This window comes from Rickettsia sp. TH2014, assembly GCF_019249195.1.
GTDB lineage: Bacteria > Pseudomonadota > Alphaproteobacteria > Rickettsiales > Rickettsiaceae > Rickettsia > Rickettsia felis.
Genome location: NZ_MXAX01000064.1, coordinates 1 through 812, shown reverse-complemented (window position 1 = coordinate 812; position 812 = coordinate 1). Strand labels below are relative to the sequence as shown.

Sequence of the window (812 nt, the reverse complement as noted above, 5' to 3'; positions counted from 1 at the left end):
ATGAAACATTACCTACCTCTAAATCGGATAGTTGTGCTACTTCCTGCCCGATACTAAGAGCTGTATCTTGAATATCAGTATGCTCTGCCTGTTCTTCTAAATCCTGTATAACTTCAAACTCACGATAATTTAGCCCTAATTCCTCGTCACTAATACCTCTAGGCACACTCACAGGAATTTCATTGGCTAATACAGAATCTGCTTCCTCGCAAGTATCTGCGATCATCTCTGATAAATGACTCGTCGCTCCTAGCTGTTCAGGATAATATGATAAAGCTTTTACAACGAGATCATCGTCATCATCATAAGACCATTCTTCTATAGATTTAACGTGTTTGCTTGCTTCTAATTCCACGCCTGATTGATCCCGCCCATATAACGCAGTACTACTCTCAGAGTCGTCCCATATTAAATCTACTGCATCATCGCCATAATTAAATTCATGCTGAGTCTGCTCTTTGTTCTGTATTCCCTCATGATTTACTACGTATTTGCTTGGTAACTTACCAGGGCTCTTTGGCTTTCTAATACCTCTGAGTAACGTTCTTCTATCTAATTCAGGCAAGCTATCGACAAGGCTGCTACTCGCCTGCACTTCACTTGCTGCTGTTAATACTGATATTGTCGCTATCCATACTCTAAGTACTTTATCTATCTTGTTGCGGTGCTTACTCATAATATCCTCTCTCTAGCCTAGTAATTCGCTGCTATATTCTTCTAGCTCACCTGTTAATTTTTGCATCAACTCCTCGATCACTAATGCTTTCTTGTGCATTACCTCCTCTACTTCTTCCTTTAAACCTGACTCACCC

At 40.4% G+C, this 812-nt stretch carries 1 protein-coding gene; it reads right to left on the bottom strand.

Annotation, left to right across the window (positions count from 1 at the left end; all coding sequences use genetic code 11):
- The coding region (locus tag KYQ89_RS00945; RefSeq protein ID WP_218459964.1) for a hypothetical protein at window positions 1-676 on the bottom strand (676 nt) is incomplete at its 3' end.
- Window positions 677-812 lie beyond the last annotated feature (136 nt).